This window comes from Cyanobium sp. Copco_Reservoir_LC18, from assembly GCF_009834675.1.
GTDB lineage: Bacteria > Cyanobacteriota > Cyanobacteriia > PCC-6307 > Cyanobiaceae > Cyanobium > Cyanobium minutissimum.
Genome location: NZ_ASAC01000012.1, coordinates 1 through 23900, shown reverse-complemented (window position 1 = coordinate 23900; position 23900 = coordinate 1). Strand labels below are relative to the sequence as shown.

Genomic DNA, 23900 nt, shown 5'->3' with positions numbered 1-23900 from the left:
AGAATGGCCGCAGCAGCATGCTCCTGATTGCCCGACACCCAGCAGGCCAGCATGGGTCCGACCAACCCCCAGGCGATGAACATCCCCGTCCAGGGACCCGATGGGGACGGGCCCGACCAACGCCCCGACCACCGCTTCAGGCTCCCCAGGCCACGCCGAGGGCATCATCCCCCGACACGACAACCGGCGGCATCAATTCAGCAGGTCTTCACCCTGATTGCGATCGTCAATGGGTTGGTCCTGCTGTATCTGGTGATCGCCGCCATCCAGGTGCTGATGGTGCCCGGCAGCCGCTCGGCGGAGGTCTATGTCTCCCTGATCCTCACGCTGCTGCTGGTGATCCTGGCGATCATCTCCTATCAGATCATCGCCCGGCGCATCATCCTGCCCATCGCCCGGCTGGTCAGGGAAGCCAGTGCGATCGAGAGCGACGACATGAGCAGCCTGCTGACGATCCGCAGCAACGACGAGATCTCCAGACTCGCCCAGGCCTTCAACGTGGTGCTCATCAAGATGCGCCAGGCCCTGATCGCCGGTGAGGCCAGCAACCGGCAACTGCTGGAGGCGAACCGTCAGATCGAAGCCTCCATCAACTACGCCGGCCTGCTGCAACGCTCAATTCTGCCGGACCGCCAGCTGCGGGAAACGTTCGGCAACGACTATTTCATCCTCTGGCTGCCCCGCGACACGGTCGGTGGCGATTACTACATCTTCCACTCCGAAGGTGGACACTGCCTGGCCGGGGTGGCCGACTGCGCCGGTCACGGCGTGTCCGGAGCGATGATGACCATGCTGGCCAGGGCAGGAATCGATCGCTCGATCATGGAGGTGGGCATCACCTCACCGGCCGCCATCCTGAGCTGCACCGATACCGCCATGCGCACCCTGCTGCATGGGGCCAGGATGAGCAAGTCGATCGCCACCAGCATGGACATCGGGCTGGTTCGCCTTGACTTCGAAGCCAGGACACTTAGATTCTCTGGGGCAAAGATCAGTCTCTATTGGAGTGATGGGCAAACCATGCACATGCTCAGGGGAGACCATCGGGCCATCTGCGACCAACGGGTGGGCTCCTACACGGACCACGACATTCCGTTGCTGCCGGACTGCACCTACTACCTCACCACCGACGGCCTTCTCGACCAGTCGGGCGGCGACAACGGCTTTTCCCTCGGCACCCAGCAATTCAAGGAATGGCTGATCCGGCTGGCCCGCGAGCCTCTGGAGCAGCAGCGCCAGGCCCTGGCGGATGCCCTCGAACAGTTTCGCGGCGGCCATCCCCAGCGGGACGACATCACCATCCTTTCCTTCCGATTCTCCTAGAGGCCTGAGCGATGCCCCAAATGATCATGACCAGCGAACCCATGTCGAGGCCCACCAACGCCCCCGGTGAGGCGATCTCGGAGCTGAAGCAATGACGATCACCACCACCAGCCTGATGTCACTGAGGGAATTCTTCAGTGACTACCGGATCCTCATCTGCTTCAATGGCCCCATCTCCACCACCTTGATCGGTGAGATCGGATCGGCGCTCAAGGAACACATTGAATCCAATCATGCACCAGAACTGGAAGTAATGGATGTGTTCAGTGTTTATATTGAAATGAGCCAGAATATCCGCAATTACGCCACCAGCCATGGCTTCAGTGACGCCGAGTCCTCCGCCACGGTCGTGATCGCGGCCGCCGAGGCTGGCCATTACGCCGTCTGTGCGGGTAATCTCGTGGAGATGGAGGATGGAAAGGCCCTGCTGAAGCGGATCCACGAGCTCGCCGACTGCGACAAAGCCCAGCTGAAGGTGCTCTACAAGCAGCAGTTGCGCCAGCCCCACTCCCAGACCCCGGGCCAGGGTGCCGGTCTGGGTCTCATCGAGATCGCCAGGCGCTCGACCCAGCCCATGGAGGCCTCCCTTGACCCCCTGGAGGCCGGTCGTGCCTTCTTCAGCCTTCGGGCCATCATCTGATCCCATGAGCAGCAGCGAAGCACTGAACCTGTCGGTACCGGGCTCCCAGTCCAGCCCCTCGATCCGTGCGGACTGGAAGGCCGGGGTCGTGGTGATGAGCGGTGAGTCCTATCCTGAGAATTCGTTCGAGCTCTATGACCAGCTGATCCAGTGGATTGAGTCCTACCTGTCCACCGCCGACCAGTCCCTCACCCTCGAGCTGCATCTCAACTACCTCAACACCAGCAGCATTCGCTTCATGATCGATATCTTTGATCTGCTCCAGAGCGCCTTTGATGAAGGCAAGGAGGTGCTGGTGCAATGGATGTTCGATGACAGAAACCCCCGCTCCGCCGAACTGGGTTCCGAATTCAAGGAAGATTACACCTTCCCTTTCCTGATCCTTTCCATCAACGCCTGACATGCCCGAGACTTCCGGTCCGAAATCAGACGATCAGCTGGAACAGGAAGTCATGGCCGTCCTGGCCGATCAGCGCTACGACAATGATCCGGTCCGGGATCTGCTGGCCAGGCTATGGCACCGCATTGAGGAGCAGGTCGACCGGCTGGAGCGCGTCGCCGATATCTCCGATCTCTACCAATCCCACGTCCTGGAGAGCAACCGCAGCCTCACCAATCGCTACGAGAAGCAGCTGCGCCAGATCAAGCGGGTGGTGCGCATCTCCGACCTCTATCAGGCCTCGCTGAAGGAGGTGAATCTCAGCCTGTTCGAGGCCTCCACCCATGATGCCCTCACGGGGATCTCCAACCGTCGTTTCATGGCGGAGCGCTGCCTGGAGGAGGATCAGCGGGCCAGCCGCCATGGCTCCACCTATTCGATGATCATCCTGGATGTCGATCACTTCAAGTTGATCAACGACGAATATGGTCACGCCACCGGTGATCTGATGCTGGTGGATTTCGTCAAGGCTCTTTCCAGCAGCCTTCGCCACTACGACATCATTGCCCGCTGGGGAGGGGAGGAATTTCTGGCCCTGTTGATTGATGCGGATCTGTCCACAGCGGAAGGTGTGGCCAAGCGCATGCTGGCCAACATCCGCAACATGCGCGTTTCCATTGACGACATGGAGCTGCAACTCACCGCCAGCATGGGCCTGACCGAGCACAAGGTCGATGAGAACTATGACGCCACCTTCCGCCGCGCCGACAAGGCTCTGCTGATGGCCAAGAACGGCGGTCGTGACCGCCTCGTGGTGATCGATCCGGTCGATCCCCTCAGCCATCGCGAGATCTGCTCCCTGGCCGCCAGCGCCGAGTAGGGGTCCGGGCCGGGGCCGAAGCAGGCGCCGCCCCGGGCCGCCGGCGCCTCAGTCCTCCGGCTTGGCGAGCGGCAGCAGACACTTGTCGGAATCGCATCCGGCCGGACCGGCTTCGATCAGCTCCCCGCGGTCGTACTTCTGCAGCGCCAGGAAGAAGTCGGTGCTGACACGTCGCTGTTCGACCTCAGCGACCAGGCGGGCGTAGGTGGCCTGATCGATCGGCTCGAAGGGCAGCCGCGGGAAGGTGGCATTGGCATCGAAGCGGGCCAGGAGCGCCGCCGAGATGTAGCCCTCGCCATTCTCGATGGCGTGGTGGATCGCGGCGGCCAGGGGCTCGATCTCATGCTCGCGGAATTCCACGGTCGCCGAGGTGTTGTGGGTGGTGTAGTACCGCTGCACCTGCATGTAGAAATCGAACTGGGCCAGGGCGGAGAAGTTGTTGATCTCCACCCGGTCGGCGCCGGGCAGGTTGGCCCAGCTCACCTCGGTGGGAATCTCCACCAGCCATTCGGTGCAGCGCGGATCGAAGGGATCATTCAGCAGCCGCCCCTGCTCGTCCTTGTCCGACTGGGAGGGAACGATCGCATAGCCGTACTCCATGCAGGCCAGGGCCACCGGATCGTTCTTGCGGAAGGTGATGCGGCGGATGAAGCGCTGGGCCTTGGGGGGATGCCAGCCGGGGCTGGCGCCGGTGAGCAGGCTCTTGGTGCCGGCCGGCTGCACGGTGGTGCAGCGGTTGGGACGGCGCATGCCGTGGCGGTCGCAGTAGTCCCAGACCGCCTCATGCACCCAGTCCTTCCAGCGGGACAGGTAGGCCGCCTCCTGCTGGCGGAACGCCCGGCCCTCCTCGCTGTCGGGACGGCCCGCCTCCCACCACTGCAGCCAGGGGGTGCCGAAGGCGTGGACGAAGAAGTCGAACAGGCCCGTGAAGCTGACCCCCACGATCGGATCCCAGGCCCGGCTGCGGCGGTAGCGCTCGACCTCGAAGCGGTGGTTCAGCAGGCAGGCCACCGCCAGACCGCCGGCCCTGAAGGCATCCTCCTGGGCCTGGTGGTCGGCGGGGTCGATCCGGTTGAGATGGATCTCCGCCAGGTTGCAGTGGAAATCGGCGCCGAGAATCTCACCGCAGGGGTTGAGGCCGTAGCGACCGAGCCGGTGGTCGAGCTCGTCGGCGCCGATCTCAGGGTGGTGCAGCTGCAGCCAGCGACCGGCTTCCTCCCGTCCCTGGTCGCAGTAGATGCCGATGAACTCGGTGCGCAGCTCCGGGGTGGTCAGCAGGTCGGCGTTGGAACGGGCGATGGCCTCGGGGGCGAACTGGATGGCCCCCTCGCCCGACTGGAACTGCTTGGTGACCGCTTCCAGCACCACCTCGCGGCTGGGGCGCACGTGAAACACCCGCGTGTGGTTGGCCATGCGCAGGGCGTCGCGCTCCGGATCGATGCGCCAGTTGCCCTGCTCGTCCTGCTGCCAGAGGTTCTCCTTGGCACCGAGGGCGGAATCGTCATCGGCGCAGAACTGGCGCATGCCGGCACTGCGGCGGATGTTGCCGGCCACGATCGTGACCGCCGCCTCATCGATCAGGAGGCAGCACTCCACCGAGGTGAGCTGGCGCCCGATGGCCCTGTTGAGGATCTGGGCGACGCGGCCATAGAGATCCTTCAACTTGACCGGGTTGGCCATGCCGCCGAAGCCCTTGAGGGTTTCCCCCACCGGACGCACGTCCGAGAGATCCACCGAGACGTGCACGGGGCCCTCGAAGTGCTCATCGCTGCAGAGGTTGAGCAGCAGGCGATAGCTCTCCACCCAGCCGGCGCGGGTGTCGCCGACGCGGACGCTGACGTGATGGCCGTCGATCCGGTGGGTGGTCTGCTGCTGGCGGGAGCCGATCGGTGTCAGACCGATGTCGGTGACACCATCGATGACGAGGGTGTTGCGCACCTTCGGCAGCCGGCTGATCAGATGGGGCTCGATGATGGCGCCGGTGCCGCAGCCCATCATCGCCAGATCCATCATCAGGGCGAACGCTTCCCAGTCCACCAGGTTGGTGGAGGTGCAGTTGTAGGCCCCGGAGAAGTTCTCGGGCTGCTCGATCCACTCGGTGCCGCCGATCCACAGCCAGCGGCCGGAGGGCAGGGCCATCTGGTGGCGCTGCATGCGCCGGATCAGCTCCACCTCGGAGGTGTCCAGGGAGCCGAGCACCCGCAGACCCTCCAGGTTGCGCTCGGCCACCTCATGCCAGCTCTCCCGACCACCGCTGGCGGTCTTGCGGCTGTAGGTCCGGTAGAAGACCGGATAGGCGGCCGGAGCGGTGACCGGGAAATCCGCCGCCGGCGCCGGGGTCGGGTCGCCGCCGGCAGACGGTGCCCCGACGGGTGTCGCCCCGTCCGATGGGGCCGCCGTGGTGGGGGTGGCTGGACGTGCAGCGGAGAGGGTCACGGGGGGTACGGCCGGATCGTGTTGCGCACCATAACGCCACCTGTAGGGTCTGCAACGCTCAGGCGCCACCAGCCACGGTGCCTGGGCCGCCCCGGGGGATGCTGGAGCCATGGAGCGGATCTGCGAACCCGAGCTGATGGACGAGCCGCTGCAGGCCGAGGCCTATGCGGCGGCGGACTTCTCCAGCGGTGACCGGGCCGTGCTCCAGCGGGTCGACGCCGTGCTCGGCTCCAGGGGAGCGGGGAAGGGGGCGGGGCTGAGCATGGTGGATCTGGGCTGCGGACCGGGCAACATCACCTTTCTGCTGGCCGGTCGCTGGCCCGAGGCCGACGTGCTGGGCATCGACGGGTCCGCCGCCATGCTGGCCATCGCCGAGCGGCGACGGCTGGCGGAACCGGTCGCCCACCGCCATGTGCGCTTCCGGCGACTCGTGCTGCCCAGCCCCCGGCTGGCGAGACCCTGCCGTGCCGTGGTCAGCAACAGCCTGCTGCACCATCTGCATGATCCCGGCGTGTTCTGGGGGGCCGTCAAGCAGCTCGCGGGCCCGGACACCTGCCTCTATGTGCGCGACCTGCGCCGGCCGGCGACCGCCGCGGAGCTGGAGGCCCTGGTGGACCGCCACGCGGGCGCGGCGCCGGCGGTGCTGCGACGGGACTACGCCCATTCGCTGCGGGCGGCCTTCACCTGCGCCGAGGTCAGCGAGCAGCTGGCGGCCGCCGGGCTGGAGGGACTGCAGGTGGGCGAGGTGGACGACCGCTATCTGGAGATCCACGGCCCCATCCCGCCTGGCAGGCTGGCCCCATGACCAGCCGACCCCCTTCCGTCCCAGTACCGGACACCGACGCTGCGGCCCTGGCGGCGGCGGTGAGCCGGCGCCGCAACTTCGCGATCATTTCCCACCCTGACGCGGGCAAGACGACCCTCACCGAGAAGCTGCTGCTCTACGGCGGGGCCATCCAGCAGGCCGGGGCGGTGAAGGCGAAGGGGGAGCAGCGCAAGGTGACCTCCGACTGGATGGAGCTGGAGAAGCAGCGCGGCATCTCGATCACCTCCACCGTGCTCCAGTTCGACTACGCCGGCAGCACGGTCAACCTGCTCGACACCCCCGGCCACCAGGACTTCTCGGAGGACACCTACCGGACCCTGGCCGCCGCCGACAACGCCGTGATGCTGGTGGATGCGGCCAAGGGCCTGGAGCCCCAGACCCGCAAGCTGTTCGAGGTCTGCCGGATGCGGCGGATTCCGATCTTCACCTTCATCAACAAGATGGACAGGCCGGGGCGCGAACCCCTGGAGCTGATCGACGAGATCGAGCAGGAGCTGGGCCTGGCCTGCTGGCCGGTGAACTGGCCGATCGGCAGCGGCGACCGCTTCCGCGGCGTCATCGACCGGCGCTCCCAGGATCTGCTGCTGTTCGAGCGGGCCGAACGGGGCCGCCAGAGCCTGGAGCGGCGCCTGGCCCCCGGCGATCCCGATCGGGCCGGGCTCGTGGAGGCGGAGCTGCTGGAGCTGGCCCAGGAGGAACTGGAGCTCGTGGAGGGGGCCGGCGCGGCGCTGGATCTGGAGCGGGTCCACGCCGGGGAGCTGAGCCCGGTGTTCTTCGGTTCGGCGATGACCAACTTCGGGGTGCGCCCCTTCCTCGACGCCTTCCTCGAGCTGGCCCAGCCGCCGGTGGCCCGGGAGAGTGACCAGGGGCCGGTGGATCCGCTGCGGCCCGAGTTCAGCGGCTTCGTGTTCAAGCTGCAGGCCAACATGGACCCCCGCCACCGCGACCGGGTCGCCTTCGTGCGGGTGTGCAGCGGCCGCTTCGAGAAGGACATGAGCGTGCGCCATGCCCGCAGCGGCCGCACCATCCGCCTGTCCCGCCCCCAGAAGCTGTTCGGCCAGGACCGGGAGGTGGTGGAGGACGCCTACCCCGGCGATGTGATCGGCCTCAACAACCCCGGCATGTTCGCCATCGGGGACACCCTCTACACCGGTGCGCGGGTGGAATACGAAGGGATCCCCTGCTTCAGCCCGGAGATCTTCGCCTGGCTGCGCAACCCCAACCCCTCGGCGTTCAAGAGCTTCCGCAAGGGGGTGAACGAGCTGCGGGAGGAGGGCGCCGTCCAGGTGCTGTACGACACCGACCCCAGCAAGCGGGATCCGATTCTGGCGGCGGTGGGCCAGCTGCAGCTGGAGGTGGTGCAGTACCGGCTGGAGAACGAATACGGCGTCACCAGCCGGCTCGAGCCGCTGGAATTCAGCGTCGCCCGCTGGGTGAGCGGCGGCTGGCCGGCGCTGGAACGGGTCGGACGCCTGTTCAACTGCAAGACCGTCCGCGACGCCTGGGACCGGCCCGTGCTGCTGTTCCGCAACGACTGGAATCTGCACCAGCTGCAGGAGGACCACCCCGACCTGGAGCTGCACGGGGTGGCGCCGGTGGTGAGCGGTGTGGAGCCGATCGCCCTCTGAATCCGGGGGAATGGGCACCGGCCCGGGGGAATCCCCTCCCTCGCGCCAGGCGGTTGGAGGGGGCAGAATGAAGCAACAATTCGTCATGCCGCAACGGACGGTCACTGCGATGCCTCGATCCGTGACGCCATCCCCGCTCTGGCTCGTGCGTCCCCGCAGCGACGGGGGCAGTGATTACGTCAGCTTCCAGCCCTCCCAGGGGGCCGTGGAGATGCGCGAAGGCAGCCACCTGCCGCCCCAGATGCCCCTGCTGAAGCGGCGCCGCTCGCTGGCCATCGAGGAGGCCGAGGCCTGCCGGCGCCGTCTGCAACAGGAAGCCGGATATCACCGCAGTGAACCGCTTTTTTAGCCTTGGCTCGATACGCTCGGTGGTATGAACCAAGGATCCGACCAGACCCAGCCGGCCCCTGACGCCTCCGACCCGTACGAGCGGCTGGGTGTCGCCCCGGACGCCTCCTTCGACACGGTCCAGGAGGCCAAGCTGGCTCGGCTGAAGGAGGCCGGCGACGATCCGATGGTGCGCTCCCGCATCGAGGCGGCCTACGACGCCGTGCTGATGGATCGGCTCAAGGAACGTCAGCAGGGTCGGGTCAGCAGTGCCGCCCGCTCCGCCTCCCAGCGGGAACAGGCCTCACCACCGCCGAGTCGCCCGGCCCTATCGGCCCTGCCGAGCCTGCCCCAGCTTCCCCCCTCCCGCCTGCCCCGTCCCAGCTTCTCCCTGCCCCGGCTGCAGCTGGCCACCGGCCGGGAACTCTGGTTTCCCCTGGCGGCCGACGGCGTCCTTCTGGTGCTGCTGGTGCTGATGCCCGGCGCTGCCCCCGAACTGCTGACGGCCCTGGCCACCGGCGTCACCCTGCTCAACCTGCAGCGGCGGAACGGGCGCTTCCTGGCGGCGGTGGGCTGGTCCTTCGCCCTCCTCTGCCTGGGCCTGATCCTCGGCGGCCTGCTGGCCGGTGGCCTGGGGCCCGCCGTGGGCTCGGCCCTGCCGGTCTCCACCCTCCAGCTGCAGAGCATCCCCGCCATCCTGCTGCTGCTGCTCGGTGCCCTGCTGATCGCCTGAGCGGTTCAGGCCACCGCGGCCAGCCCGTCGATCAGCTCCTGCAGCTCGGGGGCCTCCACCCGGTAGACCTCACTGCAGAAATGGCAGGTCAGTTCCGCCTGGCCGTCCTCGTCCAGCATGGCGCTGAGCTCATCGCGGCCCAGGAGCCGCAGGGCGCTGACGCTGCGGTGGCGGCTGCAGGGGCAGTGGAAACGCACCGCCTGCTCGATCGGCGCCGCCTCGAGGGGCTGGGGATCGAGGTCCGGAAAGATGTCCTCGAACAGGGCGTGGAGCTGGTGGGCATTGGCGGCGAGCCGTTCACTGAATCCGGTGATCTCCCGGCAGCGCTCCTCCAGCAGGGCCACCAGGGCCGGCTCCCGTGCCGCCTTCGGCAGCACCTGCACCAGCACCCCACCGGCGCAGCGCACCCCGGAGCTGTCGATCGTCTCGCCCACGAACAGGGCCGAAGGGGTCTGCTCGGAGTGGAGCAGGTAGGAGGCCACGTCCTCGCCGATCCCACCGCTCACCAGCTCCACGGTGCTGCTGAAGGGTTCCCCCTGGCCCCGGTCCCGCACCACGTGCAGGTAACCGGTGCCGGTGGCGCGGCGGAAGTCGAAGCGGTGGCCGCCGGCGGCGTCGGGGAGGAGATCGAGCTCCAGGTCCGGCCGGCCCACGTAGCCCCGCACGGTGCCGTCCCGGCCCGCATCCACCATCAGACCGCGCAGGGGCCCGTCGGACTGGATGCGCAGATTCACCCGTCCGTGGGCCACCTTCATCGAGCTGGCCAGGAGCAGCCCCGCCGTCATGGCGCGTCCCAGCAGGGCGGTGGTGAGGAAGGAGAGCCCATGGCGATCGCGGGCCATGCGGCTGGCGGCGGTGGTGGTGACCGCCACCATGCGGATGCCCCCCCCGGCGCCCGTGGCCCGCAGAAGGCTGTCCCCCAGCAACGGTTCCCCGACGACCTGTCCCCCGACGAGCGGTCCCCCCATCAACCCATCCCCACCATCAGCCCGTCATCGTAAGGAGGCGGATCGGGGGGCCTCCAGGGGGCCCAGGCTGCCCCCCTCCAGGCGCCAGCCGTGGTCGATGACACCGCGGAACAGCTCGGGTTCGTGGGTCACCACCAGCAGGGCCCGCTCCCGGGCCAGCTCCGCCAGCAGCTGCAGCACCTCCTCCCGCACGGTCCAGTCGAGGCCGGCGGTGGGCTCATCCAGCAGCAGCACCCGGGCATCGCGCACCAGCTGCACCGCCAGCGCCAGACGCCGCTGCTGGCCGCCGCTGAGCCGCTCGGGGGCCTGCTGGAGGGAGAGGTGGCCGAGACCCACCTGCTCCAGCACCGCCTCGGCCTTCTCCGCGGTGAGCCGGCGCTGGCCCAGCTTCAGCTCCTGACCCACCGTCAGACCGAGGAAATGGCGTTCCGGGAACTGGAACACCAGCCCGCACAGCCAGCGGCGCTGGCGGCTGCTGAGGACCTCCCCCTGCCAGAGGATGCGGCCGGCCTCGGCTTCGGCCAGGCCGCAGAGCACCTCCAGCAGGGTGGTCTTGCCGCTGCCGCTGCGGCCGGCCACCAGGGCCGGGGCACCCACCGCCAGCTGCAGGGACACATCCCGCAGCACCGGCGCCGCCGCCGTGGCCGGGTGGTAGCGCAGACCGATGACGTCGAGCATCCCACCAGCATGCCGTCCGCCCCTGCGAGCGGGGAGCGCCCGGGCGCCGATGCCCGGGAACGTGTTGGATGGGGGGACACGCGCGCCGTCTCCCCCTTCCCCATGGATGTCCGATTTCGCGAAGTGGATCCGTTCAACTGCTGGATCTGGCTGCACTTCGCTGACCAGCCCGGCGCGGCCGAACGGGGCTACGTCGAGACGGCCTTCGACAGCTGGTTCTTCCTCGGCAAGCTGGGCGGCTTCAACGCCGAGAACCTGCAGACCCACGAGGGGGGGGTGGACCTGGGCTGGCTCCCCTACGACACCGAGGCCGCCGAGCGCTGCCTGCCGGCCCTGATGCACAACATGGGGCCGATGGAATACCAGGACGACTGGGCCCGCTGCTGGGTCGACCTGGGCACCAGCGATGCCCTGGCCCTCGATGTGCTGATCAATGCCCTGCGCCAGCTCGACAACGACGTGCTCGAGATCACCGAACTGGTGATCGGCGGCCTCAACGAGGACTGGCCGATCGAGGAGGAGCCCGAGAGCCCGTTCTCCGGGGACTGATGGGGCGGGAGCTGCGCCGGCTGCTGATCACCCCGGAGCGGATCGCCGCCCTGGCCGCCGCAGGGCCGGGCCAGACGCGGCTGGCCCTGGAACCCCAGGAACGGCACTACCTGGAGCGGGTGCTGCGCTTCCGCCCCGGCGACCGCCTGGCCCTGGTGGACGGCGTCGGCGGGCTCTGGACGGCGGTGCTCGACCCGGACCGGGGCCTGCGGCTGGAGCAGGACCCCGGGGCCCCGCTGCAGCGGCAGGCGTCGGTGGGGCCACCCCTGGAGCTCGCCATGGCCGTGCCCCGGCGGGAGGCGGATCTGGTCTGGCGCATGGCCACCGAACTGGGCGCCGACCGGCTTCAGCCCCTGCTGGCCGAGCGGGGCGCCCCGGGAGAGCGCTGTCCCCTCGAGCGCTGGCAGGGGATCGTGCGGGAGGCCACCGAGCAGTGCGAGCGGCTGTGGCACCCGGAGCTGGCCGCTCCCCAGCCGGCCGGGGGGTGGCTGGCCCGGCCCACGGCCGGCATCGCCCTGCTGGCCACCACCCGGCGGGAGGGGCTGCCCCTTTGCAGCCAGCGGCTGCGGGAGCTGGTGGACGGCACGGGTAGGGGAGGGAGCAACGCGGACCCGGCGGGCGCAATCCAGCTGGCGATCGGCCCGGAAGGGGGGTGGAGCCCCCGGGAGGAGGAGCGGGCCGAGGCGGCCGGCTGGCAGCCGGTGAGCCTGGGGCCCACGATCCTGCGCACGGCCACGGCCGCGGTGGCTGGCCTGGCCCTGCTGGCCGACTGGCGGGCGCTCAGGAGCGCATCATGCCGGCCGCCATCTCCTTGAACACGGCCAGGTTGGCCCCGGGAGTGCGGCGCTTCATCGGGGTGGCTCCGCCGGCGGTGACGCAGTCGGGGGCGAAGGTGGCCATCGACGGGGCCGGCCGCAGGGCCTCGGCGGCGGCCAGCTCGGCGGCGATGGCCTCGGCGGTGGTGAGGCCCGAAACGGGCTGGGGGGTGGTCTCCGCGGCCTCTGAAGCGGCGGAGGTCGGCGCCGGCTCGGCCTCGGCCGTTGCGGCAGCGGCCTTCGGGGCGGGCTGGGCCTCGGCCCGGGGGGGCGCCACCACAGCCGGGGGCTGGTTGCCTTCGCCGCCGCCCAGATCGAGGAAGAACTTGGGTCGCTTGAAGACCATTCGCTGCACCGCCGGATGGAGCGATTATCCGCCGAAGCCGGCGCCCCGCAGCGCCTGGCTTAGATCTGTGCAACACAATCGGGCCCCGCCATGCTGCCGCTGCCGCCCCAGGACCCCCTCCACTGGCTGGTGGCCCTGGCGATCAACGGGCTGCTGATCGGCCTGGCCCAGCGGCTGCCCCTGCTCACCCCGGCGGGCTGGGTCCATGCCGGGGTGCTGGGCACCCTGCTCTGGGGGAGCCTGGGCTGGCGTGGCTGGCTGGCGGTGGTGGTGTACCTGGCCCTGGGCAGCGGCGTGACGAAGCTGGGGTTCCGACGCAAGCGGGAGCTGGGCCTGGCGGAGGGCCGGGAGGGCCGGCGCGGGCCGGAGAACGTCTGGGGCTCCGCCCTGGTGGGCACGGTGCTGGCCCTGCTCGCCTGCCGGGCCCCGGCGGCCGCGCTACCCCTGCTGCTGGCCGGTTTCGCCGCCAGCTTCGCCGCCAAGCTCGCCGACACCTTCGGCAGCGAAATCGGCAAGCGCTGGGGCCGGCACACCGTGCTGATCACCAGCCTGCGGCCGGTGCCCCCCGGCACCGAGGGGGCCATCAGCCTGGAGGGCACCGCCGCCAGCCTCCTGGGCAGCGCCCTGATGACCCTGGCCATGGCGGCCCTGGGGGTGATTCGCGGCTGGCCGCTGGCGGCCCTGGTGGGCGGTGTCGGGCTGGTGGCCACCCTGGCCGAGAGCGTGGTGGGCGCCAGCCTGCAGCGTCACTGGCGCTGGCTGACCAACGAGGTGGTCAACGGGCTCCAGACCCTGCTGGCGGCCCTGCTGGCGATGGCGCTGGTGGCGTGGCTGCTGCCGGTGTCGGGCTGAGCTCCCCCTGGCGCCAGGCGAGGGCGGCACGCCGGAGGCGATCAAGGGCGGCGTCATGACGGCGCTGAGCCTGGCGGGCCGGGATCCCCAGCTGCCGGCCCAGCTCCACCCAGGTGCAGCCCCCGTCGAGGCGGCCCACCAGCAGCTGCCGCTCCCGGGGGTCGAGATCGGCCAGCTGGCGCCGCAGCCACTGGCGCTCGGCGCCGCGGGGGTCGCACGGGGCCTCTAGCGGGTCCTCGGCCACCGGGCCGGTGGGAGCCGCCAGCAGATCCAGCAGGGAGCCAGGCGCCTCAGGCCCGCCGCCCCCTGGGCCGAGGGGCGCATCCAGGCTGCGCACCGCGGCGGTCCGGCGGATCGAGAGGGCCTCCTCGAGCCGGGCCGGATCGCAGGCCAGCCGATCGGCGAGGGCGGCGGGCGGCAGCGGGTCGAGGCCCTGCCGGCGGCGCCCCTCCTGCAGGGCGAGCACCTGCTGGTGCAGATCCCACAGAGTCCGTGGCGGACGCACCAGGGGCTGGCGGTCCCGCCGCTCGCGGCGCATCGCCCCCTGGATATAGGGCACCGCAAAGCTGCTGAGGCTGACGTTGCGGTCGGGGTCGAAGGCCTCGACGGCCTTGATCAGGCCGAGGCTGCCCACCTGGGCCAGATCCTCGAAGGCCAGGCCGGCGTCGGCGCCCTGGCGGCCGGCGATCGAGAACACGAGCGGCAGGTTGTCCTCCACCAGCAGGTTCCGCCAGTGCAGGCGGGTGAGCGGATCGGTGGCGTCGGCGTAGGCCCTGAGCCGGCGGCGGTTGCGGGTGCGGCGATCCACGATCGCCTCGGGAATCTCCCGGCAGCCGGGGCAGAGATCCGGGGCCGGCAGCCGGCGGGTGCTCAGCACCGCCGGTGCCGGAGGCGGGGGCGAGGGGGGCGGGGGGCGATCCATGGCAGCGGGAACGAGGGGTCCGTTTCTTCAGGGTCGCCGTTGGCGATCGGCGGCGGTTCACCCCACCGAGGGAGCTCCTTTCACCCGAACGGGTGATGCCGGCGGCAGCGGCATGGGGAACACTGGCCCTCTGAAGCGAGGCTTCAGAAACCGGCCGTCACGCTGCTGTGGGGATCCAGCCCGGCCCACTCCAGCAGGGGGCCCCAGTTGCGCAGGCGCCGGTAGAGCTGGCCGTGGCCGTCGCTGTTGAGGTGCAGGCCGTCGCTGCACAGCCACTGCAGCCAGTGGGGGTCGGCCAGCAGGCCATCGAGCAGCGGCAGGAAGGGCACGTCGGCCTCCATGCAGGCCTCCTCCAGCAGGCCCTCATAGCGGCGCACCGTGGCCAGGTCGTACCAGAGCATCTCGGCGAAGGGCATGACGACCTCATCCACCGGCGTCAGCCCCAGCACGAACACCGAGGCGATGGACGTCAACCGGGGCAGCAGCTGCCGCAGGCCGAACAGGAACGCGTCGGGGGCCAGCTGGTGGCGGCCGTCGGGCCGTCCCACCCGGGCCGTGTCGTTCAGGCCGATCGACAGCAGGATCCCCTGGGGCCGCTGACGGCGCAGCTCACCCCGGCTGGTCACCTCCGTCTCGGCACGGGCCGCCAGCCGCTCCAGCCCATCCCCCCGCACCCCCAGGCCGTAGAGCACCGGGCCCTGGGGCAGCTCCATCCAGTGCCGCCGCAGGCGCTCGCACCAGCCGCCCTGCTCGGGGTCGCCCCAGCCGTAGACGCCGCTGTCGCCCAGCACCACCAGCTTGTTCGGCACCGGCATCGGCAGGGCGATCAGAGACTGGCGCCGAAGCGGCGCAGCCGCTCCAGGCCGTCGTCGATCGTGGCCGGGGATGCGGCGCAGGACAGGCGGATGCAGCGGTCATCGCCGAAGGCGGCCCCGGGCACCACCGCCAGCCCCACCTCCTCCAGCAGCCGGCCGCAGAGGGTCATCGAATCCAGGCCCCAGGCGCTGACGTCGGGGAAGGCGTAGAAGGCCCCCTCGGGGGGCAGCAGCTTGAGGCCGCTGATCGCCATCAGGCCGTCACTGAGCCGGGAGCGGCGACGGCTGAATTCGGCCGCCATCTCGCTGACGCAGTCCCGCGATCCGCTCACGGCCGCCAGGGCGCCGAACTGGGCGAAGCTGCAGACATTGCTGGTGCTCTGGCTCTGCAGGGCGCTGGCGGCGGCCACCACGTGGCGGGCGCCCGCCAGCCAGCCGATGCGCCAGCCGGTCATCGCCCAGCCCTTGGCAAAGCCATTGACGATGAAGATCCGCTCGGCCAGGTCGGGCGCCACCGCCGCCAGGCTGTGGTGTGCATGGCCGGGGGAGAGCAGCATCTCGTAGATCTCGTCGCAGACCACCGCCACGGCCGGATGGCGGCGCAGCACGGCGGCGATCCCCTCCAGCTCGGCGCGGCTGAGCACCATGCCGGTGGGATTGGAGGGGCTGTTGAGCACCAGCAGCCGGCTGGCCGGGGTGATCGCCGCCTCCAGCTGCTCGGGGCTGAAGCGGAACCCGCCGCTGGCATCGGTGATCAGGCAGCGCACGCTGGCGCCGGCCAGGTGGGCCATCTCCGGGTAGCTCAGCCAGTACGGAGCCGGCAGCAGCACCTCGTCGCCGGGGTCGAGCAGGACCTGGAAGAGGTTGTAGAGGGCCTGCTTGCCGCCGTTGGTCACCAGCACCTGGTCGGGGAGGGTGGGAACGCCGTTCTCCTGGCTCAGCTTGGCGGCGATCGCCTGGCGCAGCTCCGGCTCGCCGGCCACGGGCCCGTAGCGGGTATGGCCGGCCTCCAGCGCCTCGGCGGCCGCCTGACGGATGAAGGCGGGGGTGTCGAAGTCGGGCTCCCCGGCGCTGAGGCTGCAGATGTCCTTGCCCTCGCCGCGCAGCTCGCGCGCCTTGGCGGTGATGGCGAGGGTGAGCGATGGCTGCAACGCCTGCGCCCGGGCGGAGAGCGTCAACGGGGCCGGCATGGCAGCGCGCGCCGTCTGGAGGGCGCGATTCGGCAATCCCGCCATCTTGCCCTACGCCCTGCGCCATGCCGAAGAATGGGGCGATGGCCCCCGATCCTCCGCATCCGTCTCCCCTGCAACCGTCCCTTCTGGGTGAGGACCCCGCCACCGCGGCGCCTGCCACCGCGGGGCCGCCCGATCTGGCGGCGCTGGAGCGGGACTGCCGGGAATGCCGCCGCTGCGGCCTGGCGGAGGGCCGCCGGACGGTGGTGGTGAGCCGCGGCGATCCGGCGGCCCGGCTGATGGTGATCGGCGAAGGGCCCGGCGCCCAGGAGGACGCCAGCGGCCGGCCGTTCGTGGGTCGGGCCGGCCAGCTGCTCGACCAGATGCTCGCCAGCGTGGGGCTGGACAGCGAGAGCGACGCCTACGTCTGCAACGTGGTGAAGTGCCGGCCGCCGGACAACCGCCGGCCCACACCCGAGGAGATCGCCGCCTGCGCCCCCTGGCTGGCCGCCCAGATCGCCGCCGTCGATCCCGCCGTGGTGCTGCTGGCCGGCGCCACCGCCCTGGAGGGGGTGCTGGGGATCAAGGGGGGGATCACCAAGCTGCGGGGCCGCTGGCATCCCTGGCAGGGCCGCTGGGTGATGCCCGTGTTCCATCCCTCCTACCTGCTGCGCAACCCCTCGCGGGAAAAGGGCTCCCCCAAATGGCTCACCTGGCAGGACCTGCAGGAGGTGCGGCGTCGCCTGGAGCAGGACCGACCGCCGACACCCTCTTTGTGACAGGCTTTGGCCATCACCGGCCCACCCGAGATGACCGGCACCCTGGCCACACCCACCACCAGCGCCCCGGGGACGTCCCCCCTCCCGGCCGACTGGGCCAGTGACCCCCGCTTCGACACGGTGATCCGCCGCCGCAGGACGCGCAGCGTCCGGGTCGGCGACGTGTGGGTGGGCAGCGAGCACCCCGTGGTGGTGCAGTCGATGATCAACGAGGACACCCTCGACATCGAAGGGGCCACCGCCGGCATCCGCCGCCTGCACGAGGCGGGCTGCGAGATCGTGCGGCTGACGGTGCCGAGCCTGGCCCATGCCAAGGCGGTCAAGGAGATCCGCCAGCGGCTGGAGGACACCTACCGGCCGGTGCCGCTGGTGGCCGATGTGCACCACAACGGCATGAAGATCGCCCTGGAGGTGGCCCAGCACGTCGACAAGGTGCGGATCAATCCGGGCCTCTACGTGTTCGACAAACCCGACCCGAACCGCACCGAGTTCACCCCCGAGGAGGTGGCCGCGATCGGCGAGCGCATCCAGGCCACCCTCGAACCGCTGGTGAGCCTGCTCAAGGAGCAGGACAAGGGGCTGCGGATCGGCGTCAACCACGGCTCCCTGGCGGAGCGGATGCTGTTCACCTACGGCGACACCCCCCTGGGGATGGTGGAGAGCGCCATGGAGTTCATCCACATCTGCGACCGCCTCGACTTCCACAACATCGTCGTGTCGATGAAGGCCTCGCGGGCGCCGGTGATGCTGGCGGCCTACCGGATGATGGCCTTCCGCATGGACGCCGAGGGCTTCCACTACCCCCTGCACCTGGGGGTCACCGAGGCGGGCGACGGCGACTACGGCCGGATCAAGAGCACCGCCGGCATCGCCACCCTGCTGGCCGAGGGCCTCGGCGACACGATCCGGGTGTCGCTCACCGAGGCGCCGGAGAAGGAGATCCCGGTCTGCTACTCGATTCTGCAGGCGATGGGGCTACGCAAGACGATGGTGGAGTACGTGGCCTGCCCCAGCTGCGGCCGCACCCTGTTCAACCTGGAGGAGGTGCTGCACACGGTGCGCAACGCCACCGCCCACCTCACCGGGCTGGACATCGCCGTGATGGGCTGCATCGTCAACGGCCCGGGCGAGATGGCCGATGCCGACTACGGCTATGTGGGCAAGACCCCCGGCACGATCTCCCTCTACCGGGGGCGGGAGGAGATCCGCCGGGTTCCCGAGGCCGAAGGGGTGGAGGCGCTGATCGCCCTGATCAAGGAGGACGGTCGCTGGGTCGACCCCTGAACGGGGAGCCCACCCCTGGCATCGGCGCTACGTTGGAACCACGTTTCAGACTCCTTGAGGACCCCCACCATGGGCAGAGCTCGCGCCACCGTCGTGGTGCTGGTTGGTCTCGGTGCCTGCGCCGCCACCGCGGTCATGGCCCGGGAGATGGTGCTGACCCCCACCGGAACCGTGTCGATCAGCGACAGCCCCAAGGAGGTGATGGACCAGGCGTGGCAGATCGTCTTCCGCGACTACCTGGACACCACGGGCAAGTACACGCCTGAGCAGTGGCGCAAGCTGCGCCGCAGCGTGCTCTCCAAGAGCTACAGCACCCCCAAGGATGCCTACGAGGGCATCCGCGGCATGCTCAGCACCCTTGACGATCCCTACACCCGCTTTCTGGACCCGCGGGAGTTCAAGGAGATGCAGATCGACACCTCCGGGGAGCTCTCCGGGGTGGGCATCCAGCTGAGCGTCGACAAGGAGACCAAGGAACTGGTTGTCATCTCGCCGATCGAGGGTTCGCCGGCCTCCAGGGCCGGGGTGCAGCCCAAGGACGTGATCGTCTCGATCGACGGCAAGAGCACCAAGGGGATGAGCACCGAGGACGCGGTGAAGCTGATCCGGGGCAAGGCGGGCACCACGGTGAATCTGGTGCTGCGCCGCAAGGGCCAGAACATCGACACCCCCCTGACCCGGGAGCTGATCGAGATCCATGCGGTCACCCACCAGGTGAACACCGCGCCCGACGGGACGAAGATCGGCTACATCCGGCTCAAGCAGTTCAGCGCCACCGCCACCAAGGACATGCGGGCGGCGGTGCGGGACCTGGAGGCCCAGGGGGTGCAGGGCTACGTGCTCGACCTGCGCAGCAACCCGGGCGGGCTGCTGGTGGCGAGCGTCGAGATCGCCCGCCAGTGGATCAATGAGGGGATCATCGTCTCCACCAAGACCCGCGACGGCATCCAGGACGTCAAGCGGGCCACCGGCCAGGCCCTCACCACCAAACCCATGGTGGTGCTGGTCAACGAGGGTTCGGCGAGCGCCAGCGAGATCCTCTCCGGCGCCCTGCAGGACAACAACCGGGCCGTGCTGGTGGGCCAGAAGACCTTCGGCAAGGGTCTGGTGCAGTCCGTGCGCGGGCTCTCGGATGGCTCCGGCATGACGGTGACCATCGCCAAGTACCTGACACCCCGCAACCGGGACATCCACAAGCACGGCATCAACCCGGACGTGCCGGTGAAGATGACCGAGCAGGAGGTGCAGCGCCTCAAGCTGGAGGACATCGGCACCAACCGGGACAGCCAGTACCGGGCGGCTGAATCCACGCTCCGCAAGAAGCTGCAGGCGGGTGCCGCCCTCGACAAGGCCTTCCAGCCCGGCAGCGCCAACCTGCCGGCGGCCCTTGCCAAGCCCTGAGCCGCACGAGCCGGGCAACCCGCCCGGCTCGGTCTGGGACCTGAAGCCGTGGTGGTGTCAGCCGTGGAGCATCCTGCTCACCGGCATAGCCGTGATCGGGGCGAGTTGGCTGGTGCTGCACCTGTGGTGGATCACCGCCGGGGTCTCGGTGGTAATCGCCTGCTGGTGGCTGCTGTTTCTGGTGCTGATGCCGGCCGCCTGGAAGGAGGAGCAGGCCGGCGGCAGCTGACGGGCCGGTGGTGGCTCAGGCGCCGGGCTCAGGCCACGGGCTGCATCAGCCCACCACCGGGGGATGAATCGTCGTCGTCGTTGTTGCCGGCGGAGGACTGGAGCAGGGCGAAGAAGCCGAGGCCGAGCACCCCCAGGAAGGCCGGCAGCAGCAGGGGACTCTGGGTGGCGCCCGCGACCTCGATCAGCTCGCCCATGTCGCCGCGTAACGAAAGATGACGCCACCTTAACGGACATTCTCATCGGCTGGGCGCCTCAGTCGAAGACATGGCCGTGCTCGTAGCGCTCCGCGTGGCCGGCGGCCTCGGTGAGGGCCGCCACGTTCTCGCGGGTGAAGAAGCCGTCGTAGCCCAGGCAGCGCTCCACGTACTGGGTGATCAGCAGGGAGTAGGGCGAGCTGCGGGAGAAGATCTGCCGCAGGTTGGGCTGGTCGCCGCATTCCCCCACCATGTCGGCGAGGAAGGGGATGCCCAGCTCCCGCAGGGTATGCACCACCATGTCCACGTTCTGTTCGCCGTTGGTGTCGCCATCGACGACCTCATAGGCGATGTGGTGCATGCGCCTTCCGAAATTGCGCACGAAATCTTCGGTGGGAATGGGCAGGTTGGCCAGGGAATTGAGATAGGAGGGGGTGTTGTTGGCGGTGAAGACGCGGGCGGGGGAGAGCTTGTCGTCCGCCAGCGTCGGATGGCGGGTGACGTTGGTGGAGGAGTTCATCTCGGCGATGTCGTAGGAGCCCCAGTAGTAGTAGGGAACCATCGTCAGGTACTCGAGGATGGCGTCCTCCCGCTCGCCGGCCAGCACCCGCGTGGCCAGGTGGTCGATGCCCAGGATCTTGCCCTCCAGCCCGTGCTCCCGGTGGCGGCGGGCGGCTTCGGTGAGCGGTTCGAGGGCCTCCTCATCGAGCAGCACCCGATCACCCAGATCCAGCGCCGCCAGGCCATCCAGGGGCCGATCCACATAGCCGACCCGGTTGTAGGTGTAGTCGGAGAGGAAGGTGAAGCAGAGATGCTTCGAGGCATAGAAGGGGTTGGCGGTCTCCCCGGGATAGGCGAAGCGGATGTTCTGGGGTTTGAGGATGGCGCGCAGATCGTGACAGGACGACACCTGGAAGATCTCGCCGATGTAGCGGGCGTTGGGTTTGTCGATCGAGAGGGGATACATCGCGTTCCAGCGCGTCACCTCATCCTCGAAGTCATCGAACAGCGGCTCCAGCACGATCAGGCGCGGAAAGGCCTCCCCGCCCTTGAGCAGGTAGAGACGGTGGGTGGGATTGATCCAGCACTCCTGATAGCGATAGGGGCTGGTGAGGGTGAGTTCCGCCAGGTAGGGCAGGCCGTTGCCATAGTCCACCTAGATCACGACGGCCGCCATCGGCCCCACCACCCGCTCCAGCCCGGACTCGGCCCGCCGGGCGTAGACGCGGGGCTGTTCTGGGGTTTGAGGATGGCGCGCAGATCGTGACAGGACGACACCTGGAAGATCTCGCCGATGTAGCGGGCGTTGGGTTTGTCGATCGAGAGGGGATACATCGCGTTCCAGCGCGTCACCTCATCCTCGAAGTCATCGAACAGCGGCTCCAGCACGATCAGGCGCGGAAAGGCCTCCCCGCCCTTGAGCAGGTAGAGACGGTGGGTGGGATTGATCCAGCACTCCTGATAGCGATAGGGGCTGGTGAGGGTGAGTTCCGCCAGGTAGGGCAGGCCGTTGCCATAGTCCACCTAGATCACGACGGCCGCCATCGGCCCCACCACCCGCTCCAGCCCGGACTCGGCCCGCCGGGCGTAGACGCGGGGCAGGTAGTGCTAGAAGAAGGCGGTGTTGCGCTTGTCGCCCCGGGGCCGGTAGCTGGCGAGATCGATCATCGGCGGGGGGCTGACCTGAGAAGGGGTGGATGGGTGGCGGGATCACCCGCCATCAGCAGGAGCCCGTGGAGACGAAGCAACTGGAGAATACAAGAAACGCCCAGCGGTCATGAGTCAACCGTGAGGATGATGGAAGCTGGGCATCCATAGCCAGAGGCGAAAATCAGTGGCAAGACCCCACACTGACTGAAGGCCAGGATCATGCACAGAATAGGTTGTAACTCACAAAGCTTGCCAAGCCAGAAACCTACAGATCACACCACCACGCCAACAACTCCATCACGGTTCAAGTCAAACGCCAAGCGGCTCTCTTCTCCAAAAAGTTGGGAAGTGGTCAGCACCGAAACGCCTACAAAGCCAGCACTGGTGTTTAGATCCCATCTCGCATATGCTCCATTGTTGTTATTCTTCCAATACAGGTCGAAGCCGCCAGTGGCATCAGCAGCCGCGGCGATGGCCGTCCAGCCAGCGCCAGGATTGGTGGCAGAGATCTGGCTGCCCTGGGCCGTGATCGGCACCAGGAGCAGTGGGTCGAGTGAATTGGTATCCAGTGCGTAACCTCCAGTCGTAGAGAACAGAGAGACAGTCGCGATCTGTGATGTCCTGGAGATACCAGTCAGGGTATCTCCATCAAGATCCTGATTGAGCCTGCTTTCTTCTGCCAGGAATTGATGAATGTTGAGAACGCTGCCTCCGATAAAGGCGCCGCTGCTGTTCAGGTTCCAGCGGGCATACTGCCCTGATACCGAATTGCGCCAGTAGAGGTCATAACCGCCTGCAGTTGCTGCAGCGGCCAGTGGTGACCAGCCGGCACCTGGATTGGTGGCCGACGCCAACTGACCGGAGATCGACGGTCATAACCGCCTGCAGTTGCTGCAGCGGCCAGTGGTGACCAGCCGGCGCCTGGGTTGCTGGCCGACGCGAACTGACCGGAGATCGACACCTGGATCGGTGCACCAGCACCCGGCCGGATGGCAAAACCGAGCTGGGTGCTGCCCAGGTTCACACCATTGATCGTGCGCGCTCCGGGGGTGAACCCAGAGTCGCTGATGGTACCCACCACAGCACCAGTTGTCCCAACGGTGTAACCCGTACCGCTCGCCACAGTAAGCGAAACGGTTTCGCTATTCTCAGGGTTGTTATCAGCGATTGGATCAACCGTGACAAGGACAGTGGACGACCCAGCCGCAAAGGTGACAGTCTTGGTGGTACCTGCCGCAGCGATGCCGGAATAATCCACGCCAAGGGTGGCGGTGCCAGCGACGGTGTAGTTGACACTCAGGCTGCTGGCGGTGGGGCCTGTTCTGGTAAACGTATAGACGAGATTGCTATCTCCATCCTCCAAGACAGTGGTAGGAGATACGGCCAGGGTGATTGAGGGAAGGTCCAGAACGAAGGTCCGGGCTGCCGATGCCGTACCGAGATTTCCCGCCCCATCAGCCAAGCGCGCCGTGATCGAATAGGTGACGCCAGATGTGGCCGGGAGGGTAGGAGTGAAACCCCATGTCAGCGAATTGTTGTTCACCGTAGCGCTGCCCAGCAGCGTGGCACCACTGAAGATCTGCAGACTCACCCCTGCTGCCAAAGCCGCGCTCACCGTGCCCGTGATCGTTGGCGTGATGTCGTTGGTGCTGCCACCAGTTGGCACCGTCCGCGAGATGGCGCCGACGTTGTCTGTGACATCGGTGATGGCGGCCACTGCGGCCGGTGGTGTTGTATCCAGAACGAAGGATCGAGCTGCCGACGCTGTACCTAGATTGCCCGCCGCATCAGCCACGCGGGCTGTGATCGAGTACGTGGTGCCAGAGGTAGGCGGCAAGGTGGGGCTGTAGCTCCAGGTCAGCAGATTGTTGTTCACCGTGGCGCTGCCCAGCAGCGTGGCTCCATTGAACATCTGCAGGCTCTCACCAGTCGCCAAGGCCGCACTCAACGTGCCCGTGATCGTGGGTGTGGTGTCATTGGTGCTGCCACCAGCCGGCACCAAGCCCGTGATGGTGCCGACGTTGTCGGTGACATCATTGATCGCGGCGGTGGTGGCCGGTGCGGTGGTGTCG

Annotated in this window: 27 protein-coding genes; 15 read left to right on the top strand and 12 right to left on the bottom strand. The window is 68.5% G+C overall.

Annotated elements, in window-relative coordinates; genetic code table 11:
- Positions 1 to 234 precede the first annotated feature (234 nt).
- The 4 genes from L107_RS05415 to siaD all read left to right on the top strand — a co-directional run bounded on the left by L107_RS05415 (position 235) and on the right by siaD (position 3222).
- Positions 235 to 1323: a SpoIIE family protein phosphatase gene (locus L107_RS05415; protein WP_236550526.1), complete on the top strand. Its 1089-nt coding sequence runs from the start codon at positions 235 to 237 to the stop codon at positions 1321 to 1323.
- Positions 1324 to 1414: 91 nt separating this feature from the next.
- Positions 1415 to 1963 carry a biofilm regulation protein kinase SiaB gene (gene siaB, locus L107_RS05410; RefSeq protein ID WP_159816859.1) on the top strand — a complete coding sequence of 183 codons (549 nt, stop codon included), beginning with the start codon at positions 1415 to 1417 and terminating at the stop codon, positions 1961 to 1963.
- Positions 1964 to 1967: 4 nt separating this feature from the next.
- Positions 1968 to 2363: a biofilm regulation phosphoprotein SiaC gene (gene siaC / locus L107_RS05405; protein WP_106220082.1), complete on the top strand. Its 396-nt coding sequence runs from the start codon at positions 1968 to 1970 to the stop codon at positions 2361 to 2363.
- A 1-nt stretch (position 2364) separates the two neighbouring features.
- Complete coding sequence (siaD, locus tag L107_RS05400; protein WP_255451604.1) at positions 2365 to 3222, top strand: biofilm regulation diguanylate cyclase SiaD; 858 nt, start codon at positions 2365 to 2367, stop codon at positions 3220 to 3222.
- A gap of 48 nt (positions 3223 to 3270) precedes the next feature.
- On the opposite strand, the gene nrdJ is transcribed toward siaD, so the two are convergent.
- Complete coding sequence (gene nrdJ / locus L107_RS05395; protein ID WP_159816855.1) at positions 3271 to 5658, bottom strand: ribonucleoside-triphosphate reductase, adenosylcobalamin-dependent; 2388 nt, start codon at positions 5656 to 5658, stop codon at positions 3271 to 3273.
- 109 nt (positions 5659 to 5767) lie between these two features.
- On the opposite strand from nrdJ, the gene L107_RS05390 reads away from it, so the two are divergent.
- The 4 genes from L107_RS05390 (at position 5768) to L107_RS05375 (ending at position 9172) form a co-directional block, all read left to right on the top strand.
- Entirely contained in the window at positions 5768 to 6463 is a 696-nt protein-coding gene (locus tag L107_RS05390; protein ID WP_159816853.1) for a trans-aconitate 2-methyltransferase, read from the top strand.
- Positions 6460 to 8112 (top strand): peptide chain release factor 3, encoded by a 1653-nt coding sequence (locus L107_RS05385; protein ID WP_159816851.1) that lies wholly within the window; start codon positions 6460 to 6462, stop codon positions 8110 to 8112. Before L107_RS05390 ends, L107_RS05385 begins: the two co-directional genes overlap by 4 nt.
- Positions 8113 to 8221: 109 nt before the next feature.
- Entirely contained in the window at positions 8222 to 8461 is a 240-nt protein-coding gene (locus L107_RS05380) for a hypothetical protein (RefSeq protein ID WP_106220086.1), read from the top strand.
- A 24-nt stretch (positions 8462 to 8485) separates the two neighbouring features.
- Complete coding sequence (locus L107_RS05375) at positions 8486 to 9172, top strand: CPP1-like family protein (RefSeq protein WP_159816850.1); 687 nt, start codon at positions 8486 to 8488, stop codon at positions 9170 to 9172.
- A 5-nt stretch (positions 9173 to 9177) separates the two neighbouring features.
- Here L107_RS05375 and hslO read toward each other — a convergent pair whose 3' ends face one another.
- Together hslO and L107_RS05365 are read right to left on the bottom strand one after the other, a co-directional pair.
- The gene (gene hslO, locus L107_RS05370) at positions 9178 to 10095 is read right to left on the bottom strand and encodes an Hsp33 family molecular chaperone HslO (RefSeq protein ID WP_159817429.1); all 918 of its coding nucleotides are present in this window, start codon (positions 10093 to 10095) and stop codon (positions 9178 to 9180) included.
- 69 nt (positions 10096 to 10164) lie between these two features.
- Positions 10165 to 10818 (bottom strand): ABC transporter ATP-binding protein, encoded by a 654-nt coding sequence (locus L107_RS05365; RefSeq protein ID WP_159816848.1) that lies wholly within the window; start codon positions 10816 to 10818, stop codon positions 10165 to 10167.
- 102 nt (positions 10819 to 10920) lie between these two features.
- On the opposite strand from L107_RS05365, the gene L107_RS05360 reads away from it, so the two are divergent.
- Both L107_RS05360 and L107_RS05355 read left to right on the top strand, forming a co-directional pair.
- Positions 10921 to 11367, top strand: a complete 447-nt coding sequence (locus L107_RS05360; protein ID WP_159816846.1) for a DUF3531 family protein — start codon at positions 10921 to 10923, stop codon at positions 11365 to 11367.
- Positions 11367 to 12182, top strand: coding sequence for a 16S rRNA (uracil(1498)-N(3))-methyltransferase (locus L107_RS05355; protein WP_159816844.1), 816 nt, complete (start codon positions 11367 to 11369; stop codon positions 12180 to 12182). The genes L107_RS05360 and L107_RS05355 overlap by 1 nt, the downstream gene beginning before the upstream one ends.
- Here L107_RS05355 and L107_RS05350 read toward each other — a convergent pair.
- The gene (locus L107_RS05350) at positions 12148 to 12528 is read right to left on the bottom strand and encodes a hypothetical protein (protein ID WP_159816841.1); all 381 of its coding nucleotides are present in this window, start codon (positions 12526 to 12528) and stop codon (positions 12148 to 12150) included. The two genes, L107_RS05355 and L107_RS05350, sit on opposite strands and share 35 nt — an antisense overlap.
- A gap of 90 nt (positions 12529 to 12618) precedes the next feature.
- On the opposite strand from L107_RS05350, the gene L107_RS05345 reads away from it, so the two are divergent.
- The gene (locus tag L107_RS05345) at positions 12619 to 13380 is read left to right on the top strand and encodes a DUF92 domain-containing protein (protein ID WP_159816839.1); all 762 of its coding nucleotides are present in this window, start codon (positions 12619 to 12621) and stop codon (positions 13378 to 13380) included.
- Here the strand turns inward: L107_RS05345 and L107_RS05340 are convergent.
- The 3 genes from L107_RS05340 to L107_RS05330 all read right to left on the bottom strand — a co-directional run bounded on the left by L107_RS05340 (position 13304) and on the right by L107_RS05330 (position 16307).
- Complete coding sequence (locus tag L107_RS05340) at positions 13304 to 14302, bottom strand: sigma-70 family RNA polymerase sigma factor (protein WP_159816837.1); 999 nt, start codon at positions 14300 to 14302, stop codon at positions 13304 to 13306. The genes L107_RS05345 and L107_RS05340 overlap by 77 nt on opposite strands.
- Positions 14303 to 14445: 143 nt before the next feature.
- Positions 14446 to 15117 carry a GDSL-type esterase/lipase family protein gene (locus L107_RS05335; RefSeq protein WP_159816835.1) on the bottom strand — a complete coding sequence of 224 codons (672 nt, stop codon included), beginning with the start codon at positions 15115 to 15117 and terminating at the stop codon, positions 14446 to 14448.
- Positions 15118 to 15128: 11 nt separating this feature from the next.
- Positions 15129 to 16307, bottom strand: a complete 1179-nt coding sequence (locus L107_RS05330; RefSeq protein ID WP_159816833.1) for a pyridoxal phosphate-dependent aminotransferase — start codon at positions 16305 to 16307, stop codon at positions 15129 to 15131.
- A gap of 83 nt (positions 16308 to 16390) precedes the next feature.
- Between L107_RS05330 and L107_RS05325 the strand changes: the two genes are divergently transcribed.
- The 4 genes from L107_RS05325 to L107_RS05310 all read left to right on the top strand — a co-directional run bounded on the left by L107_RS05325 (position 16391) and on the right by L107_RS05310 (position 19982).
- Positions 16391 to 17068: a uracil-DNA glycosylase family protein gene (locus tag L107_RS05325; RefSeq protein ID WP_236550525.1), complete on the top strand. Its 678-nt coding sequence runs from the start codon at positions 16391 to 16393 to the stop codon at positions 17066 to 17068.
- Positions 17069 to 17098: 30 nt separating this feature from the next.
- Positions 17099 to 18352 carry a (E)-4-hydroxy-3-methylbut-2-enyl-diphosphate synthase gene (gene ispG, locus L107_RS05320; protein WP_159816829.1) on the top strand — a complete coding sequence of 418 codons (1254 nt, stop codon included), beginning with the start codon at positions 17099 to 17101 and terminating at the stop codon, positions 18350 to 18352.
- 69 nt (positions 18353 to 18421) lie between these two features.
- Positions 18422 to 19753 carry a S41 family peptidase gene (locus L107_RS05315; RefSeq protein ID WP_159816827.1) on the top strand — a complete coding sequence of 444 codons (1332 nt, stop codon included), beginning with the start codon at positions 18422 to 18424 and terminating at the stop codon, positions 19751 to 19753.
- Positions 19740 to 19982, top strand: a complete 243-nt coding sequence (locus L107_RS05310) for a DUF6737 family protein (RefSeq protein WP_159816825.1) — start codon at positions 19740 to 19742, stop codon at positions 19980 to 19982. The genes L107_RS05315 and L107_RS05310 overlap by 14 nt, the downstream gene beginning before the upstream one ends.
- A gap of 28 nt (positions 19983 to 20010) precedes the next feature.
- Here L107_RS05310 and L107_RS16350 read toward each other — a convergent pair whose 3' ends face one another.
- The 5 genes from L107_RS16350 to L107_RS16635 all read right to left on the bottom strand — a co-directional run.
- The gene (locus L107_RS16350; RefSeq protein WP_201295814.1) at positions 20011 to 20178 is read right to left on the bottom strand and encodes a hypothetical protein; all 168 of its coding nucleotides are present in this window, start codon (positions 20176 to 20178) and stop codon (positions 20011 to 20013) included.
- 58 nt (positions 20179 to 20236) lie between these two features.
- Positions 20237 to 21334 carry a hypothetical protein gene (locus tag L107_RS05305; RefSeq protein ID WP_236550524.1) on the bottom strand — a complete coding sequence of 366 codons (1098 nt, stop codon included), beginning with the start codon at positions 21332 to 21334 and terminating at the stop codon, positions 20237 to 20239.
- Positions 21335 to 21339: 5 nt separating this feature from the next.
- A complete protein-coding gene (locus tag L107_RS05300) occupies positions 21340 to 21702 on the bottom strand; it encodes a hypothetical protein (protein WP_159816823.1) in 363 nt (120 codons plus the stop codon).
- Between the two features lie 398 nt (positions 21703 to 22100).
- Positions 22101 to 22643: a hypothetical protein gene (locus L107_RS05295; RefSeq protein ID WP_236550557.1), complete on the bottom strand. Its 543-nt coding sequence runs from the start codon at positions 22641 to 22643 to the stop codon at positions 22101 to 22103.
- Positions 22562 to 23900: Ig-like domain-containing protein (locus tag L107_RS16635; RefSeq protein WP_236550523.1), on the bottom strand; the 1339-nt coding region annotated here is incomplete at its 5' end. The genes L107_RS16635 and L107_RS05295, both read right to left, overlap by 82 nt.

Excerpts from the sequence above, each read along its gene's own strand:
- siaB (WP_159816859.1), top strand. The coding sequence starts at position 1,415 with ATGACGATCACCACCACCAGCCTGATGTCACTGAGGGAATTCTTCAGT.
- siaC (WP_106220082.1), top strand. The coding sequence starts at position 1,968 with ATGAGCAGCAGCGAAGCACTGAACCTGTCGGTACCGGGCTCCCAGTCC.
- siaD (WP_255451604.1), top strand. The coding sequence starts at position 2,365 with ATGCCCGAGACTTCCGGTCCGAAATCAGACGATCAGCTGGAACAGGAA.
- L107_RS05390 (WP_159816853.1), top strand. The coding sequence starts at position 5,768 with ATGGAGCGGATCTGCGAACCCGAGCTGATGGACGAGCCGCTGCAGGCC.
- L107_RS05385 (WP_159816851.1), top strand. The coding sequence starts at position 6,460 with ATGACCAGCCGACCCCCTTCCGTCCCAGTACCGGACACCGACGCTGCG.
- L107_RS05380 (WP_106220086.1), top strand. The coding sequence starts at position 8,222 with ATGCCTCGATCCGTGACGCCATCCCCGCTCTGGCTCGTGCGTCCCCGC.
- L107_RS05375 (WP_159816850.1), top strand. The coding sequence starts at position 8,486 with ATGAACCAAGGATCCGACCAGACCCAGCCGGCCCCTGACGCCTCCGAC.
- L107_RS05365 (WP_159816848.1), bottom strand. The coding sequence starts at position 10,818 with ATGCTCGACGTCATCGGTCTGCGCTACCACCCGGCCACGGCGGCGGCG.
- L107_RS05360 (WP_159816846.1), top strand. The coding sequence starts at position 10,921 with ATGGATGTCCGATTTCGCGAAGTGGATCCGTTCAACTGCTGGATCTGG.
- L107_RS05355 (WP_159816844.1), top strand. The coding sequence starts at position 11,367 with ATGGGGCGGGAGCTGCGCCGGCTGCTGATCACCCCGGAGCGGATCGCC.
- L107_RS05350 (WP_159816841.1), bottom strand. The coding sequence starts at position 12,528 with ATGGTCTTCAAGCGACCCAAGTTCTTCCTCGATCTGGGCGGCGGCGAA.
- L107_RS05345 (WP_159816839.1), top strand. The coding sequence starts at position 12,619 with ATGCTGCCGCTGCCGCCCCAGGACCCCCTCCACTGGCTGGTGGCCCTG.
- L107_RS05340 (WP_159816837.1), bottom strand. The coding sequence starts at position 14,302 with ATGGATCGCCCCCCGCCCCCCTCGCCCCCGCCTCCGGCACCGGCGGTG.
- L107_RS05335 (WP_159816835.1), bottom strand. The coding sequence starts at position 15,117 with ATGCCGGTGCCGAACAAGCTGGTGGTGCTGGGCGACAGCGGCGTCTAC.
- L107_RS05330 (WP_159816833.1), bottom strand. The coding sequence starts at position 16,307 with ATGCCGGCCCCGTTGACGCTCTCCGCCCGGGCGCAGGCGTTGCAGCCA.
- L107_RS05325 (WP_236550525.1), top strand. The coding sequence starts at position 16,391 with ATGGCCCCCGATCCTCCGCATCCGTCTCCCCTGCAACCGTCCCTTCTG.
- ispG (WP_159816829.1), top strand. The coding sequence starts at position 17,099 with ATGACCGGCACCCTGGCCACACCCACCACCAGCGCCCCGGGGACGTCC.
- L107_RS05315 (WP_159816827.1), top strand. The coding sequence starts at position 18,422 with ATGGGCAGAGCTCGCGCCACCGTCGTGGTGCTGGTTGGTCTCGGTGCC.
- L107_RS16350 (WP_201295814.1), bottom strand. The coding sequence starts at position 20,178 with ATGGGCGAGCTGATCGAGGTCGCGGGCGCCACCCAGAGTCCCCTGCTG.